General features: G+C 50.4%; 5 protein-coding genes. All 5 read left to right on the top strand.

Features of this window, described 5'->3' with window-relative positions; genetic code table 11:
• Positions 1–255 (top strand): response regulator (locus EJP87_RS14630; protein WP_193771415.1); only part of this gene is annotated, 255 nt, incomplete at its 5' end.
• Between the two features lie 39 nt (positions 256–294).
• Positions 295–816: a chemotaxis protein CheW gene (locus tag EJP87_RS14625; protein WP_130472600.1), complete on the top strand. Its 522-nt coding sequence runs from the start codon at positions 295–297 to the stop codon at positions 814–816.
• A gap of 66 nt (positions 817–882) precedes the next feature.
• Positions 883–2199: a chemotaxis-specific protein-glutamate methyltransferase CheB gene (cheB, locus tag EJP87_RS14620; protein ID WP_130472599.1), complete on the top strand. Its 1317-nt coding sequence runs from the start codon at positions 883–885 to the stop codon at positions 2197–2199.
• A gap of 20 nt (positions 2200–2219) precedes the next feature.
• Complete coding sequence (locus tag EJP87_RS14615; RefSeq protein WP_227657664.1) at positions 2220–3056, top strand: CheR family methyltransferase; 837 nt, start codon at positions 2220–2222, stop codon at positions 3054–3056.
• 146 nt (positions 3057–3202) lie between these two features.
• Complete coding sequence (locus tag EJP87_RS14610) at positions 3203–3577, top strand: response regulator (RefSeq protein ID WP_130472597.1); 375 nt, start codon at positions 3203–3205, stop codon at positions 3575–3577.
• The last annotated feature ends 135 nt before the right edge of the window (positions 3578–3712 follow it).

Below are 3712 nucleotides of genomic sequence, written 5' to 3'. Positions count from 1 at the left end.
ATTGCCTCGCAGCGTCTGAAAAATACCCCTTACGATCTGGTGGTGACCGATATCAATATGCCGGTGATGGATGGCTTAGAGTTGGCAAAAGAGATTCCCAGTACCCTCAATGCCGACACACCAATCATTGCGACAACATCGTTCATCTCTTCTGATTTGGTCACCCGCTGCGTCCGTGCCGGTATGGTGGGCTGTGTGCCCTCCACAGACAAGTTCCGGCTACTGAACATGTTGGCAACCTTGAAACGGGTGTAACAGACCTGATTTTTGGCATACTTTGCGGAGTAATCACCCATGCTGGTCAGTACCTTTCACTTGGGAAACATCTATATCGGAGTCGATATTTTGTTGGTACGGGAGATCAACCGTTCCATGGAATATACCCCGATTCCTGGTTCACCGAATTATATTCGTGGAATGTTGAATATTCGTGGTCGCATCATTACGCTCTTTGACCTGAAACGACGCTTTTCCTGGACACGGGAAGAGGTGGCGCGTCAGGAGGGCAAGGAACCATTGAAGCAATACAATGTGATCATGAAAACGCATCATGAAGTGATGCGCATCAGCCGACGACTGGCAGACACACAGTGCACCTGGGAAGATCCTGTTGGCTTGGTTGTCGATCGTTTGGGTGATGTGCGTAATGTTCCCGATGATCATATTTTACCGCCGCCAGCCAACTTGAAAGGTATTTCTGCACCCTTCATCAGAGGCGTGGTACGCATTGAAAAAGAGTTGTTGGTTATTCTGAATATTGCCAAAATTTTTGGTACGGATGAACATCCAAGCAGCTCTTCTTCTGTAGATGGATAGCATTTTGTTGCCCGCTACGCATGATCTACTGTTTAGCCGGTTGATCGTATTTCCACGGATTTGGATATGACAACAGCTCCCCTTCGGGTGATGGTGGTTGACGACACCACGACCTACCGCATGATTGTCCGTCAATCTGCCGAGGCAGTGCCTGGGGTAGAGGTGGTTGATTTTGCTGCAAACGGTCGTATTGCCTTGGATAAACTGGGCCGCATACCGGTTGATGTGGTCTTGCTGGATGTGGAAATGCCGGAGATGAATGGCCTGGATACGCTGCATCATATCACGGCCCATTATCCGCATGTGACGGTAGTGATGGTCAGCGGTGCCTCGCACACCAATGCAGATATTGTGGTGGAGTGTTTGAACTCTGGAGCTTTTGATTTTGTGACCAAGCCGTTGGAGAGCGATATGGATCGCTCGAAAGGGGCATTGCTGGCCAGTTTGCGTCCGATATTATCCTTATTGGCGCGACGGGGAAGACGATCTCCTGGTCAGGGAGTTATGGCAGCGGCAGCGCCTGGTTTGGCTTCGGCAACAGCGTCGCGTGCACCAACCTCCTCTTTATCTACACGCAGCGCCTTGCCGACAGCGAGTGAAGCGCCGGCAGTTGTGGAAAATCGTGACCGGAGTTGGCCTTCTCTCACCTCTTTTGCCAAAAGTCCGACGCCAGCGCTCAATGATCCTCCACCTCCGCGGACCATGGCCCCGTTGCGTCCGCAACGAGTGGCGACGGCACGGCCCCTGCCAGAAAAGGAGATACGTCCGGTAAGCGCTGTTGCTACCAGCGCTGCTGGTGCTTGGGATAAAAAGCCCTCTTTGTTGCTGATTGGCTCCTCTACAGGAGGACCAGCCGCTTTGACCCGTGTGTTGAGTGCTATTCCGCCAGGGTTACCCATTCCCACCATGATAGTGCAACACATGCCACCCATGTTTACTGTGTCTCTGGCGGCACAGTTGGCACGCTCCACCGGTCATAATGTTTTGGAAGCTGCTCACGATCAAGAGGTGGAACCTGGAAAGATTTTGTTGGCCCCTGGAGGTCGCCATTTGTCGGTCAAACGGCAAGGAAGTATTCTCAAGACAGTGTTGAACGATGGTCCAAAAGTGAATGGTTGTCGCCCGGCAGTGGATGTTTTATTCATGTCGGTCATGGCCTCTTTTTCCGAACCGGTCCTGGCAGTGATTCTGACCGGTATGGGCAATGATGGGGCCAACGGTGTCAAAGGCTTGAAACGATCAGGAAAAACCTATTGCCTGACCCAATCAAGAGAAAGTTGTGTGGTTTATGGTATGCCTCGTGTCGTGGAGGAGATGGGTCTCTCTGATGAGTCCATCCCTCTGGAACAAATGGGTGCAAAAATTTCTGAATTGTGTCGATAAGGGAGGATCTGTCATTGGGCGTGTTGACAGCCGTTTCTCCAGAAGAGTTTCAATGGATCAAGCAGTTCATGCGTGAACACAGCGGCGTGGATCTGCAGACGGGCAAAGAATATTTTGTGGAAAACCGACTTGCCCCTCTGTTGGCTCCGAACGGTTGCCAAAATTTCGGCCAGTTTTTTCAAAAATTGGCTCGCGATAACGGCACCTTGCGCACCAAGGTTGTGGATGCCTTGACTACCCATGAAACGCTTTGGTTCCGGGATGACTCATTCTTTTCTGCTTTGGCAGATGAGATATTGCCGCGCCTGGTCAGCAAATCCAGGCAGCAAAAAATCCGCATATGGTCGGCAGCGGCAGCCACTGGACAAGAGGCCTATTCGGTAGCGATGCTCATGGATGCCGCTGGCCGCAAACTGGATCCCAACTTTGACATCGGCAAAGTGCAGATCCTGGGAACCGATATTTCTGCCTCCTCTCTGGTGGCGGCGCGCCAAGGTCGATATAATCATTTGGCGATTTCACGGGGAATGCGCCCTGGCTTTTTGGAAAGCTATTTCAAACGCGAAGGGGATATTTATGAGGTAGTGCCCTCCATTCGCAAAGCGGTTAAGTTTGAACAATTTAATTTAAAAGATGATTTTACCCCACTTGGCAAATTTGATTTGATTCTCTGTCGCAATGTTTTGATCTACTTTGCCGATGATCTGAAACGGCAAATTTGTGTGCGCATGCGTTCTGCATTGAATCGACCGGATGGATATTTTGCCATTGGCGCCTCAGAATCTTTGATGGGACTGGAAGCCGGTTTCAAACAAATTACCGTTGGGCGTGCCGTGTTGTACCAACCTATGCTGTGATTGCCGGGTGTTAATGTGGATTTTTTCTTGACTTGCCTGGTAAAAAGGTTACTCTAATTCGGTTTAGAGAAGGCATGCGAGCATCGGATGCCTGTCGTTATATTCCGTCCCGCATGGACGTCTAACATGTTACCAAGGAGATAGTAATGCGTGTGCTGATTGTTGATGATTCCAGTGTGATGCGCAAAATCGTTGCTCGCGGTTTGCGTCAGGCCGGATTTGAAATTGATGACATCGTCGAGGCGGGTAACGGTCAAGAGGGGTTGGATGTACTTAACAGCGGCGTTGCCGTAGATTTGATTCTCTCTGACTGGAACATGCCGATCATGGACGGCCTGACCTTCGTGAAAAGTGTGCGCAGCGGTCCCCATGCCATTCAATCTATTCCGATCGTCATGGTCACCACCGAAGGTGGCGAAAGCAAAGTGGAAGCAGCCGATTCTGCCGGGGCCAATGGCCATATCAAAAAGCCATTTACCTCTGAGATGCTGCAGGAAGTTTTGACCAAATTTATGAAATAAGGTCATTACCGCTTCCGTTATTATTGGCGCCCATGCGTCAAGGCACAGATCGACCGTCCGAACAGGCAGATAGAACATGGAAATTCCTGATCAGATAGCCAAAAAGGCCAGACAGTTTTTCCTGAGCTTCTTCCA

This window comes from Candidatus Magnetaquicoccus inordinatus, from assembly GCF_004217665.1.
Classification (GTDB): domain Bacteria; phylum Pseudomonadota; class Magnetococcia; order Magnetococcales; family Magnetaquicoccaceae; genus Magnetaquicoccus; species Magnetaquicoccus inordinatus.
This window is presented reverse-complemented; position numbering and strand designations above follow the sequence as displayed.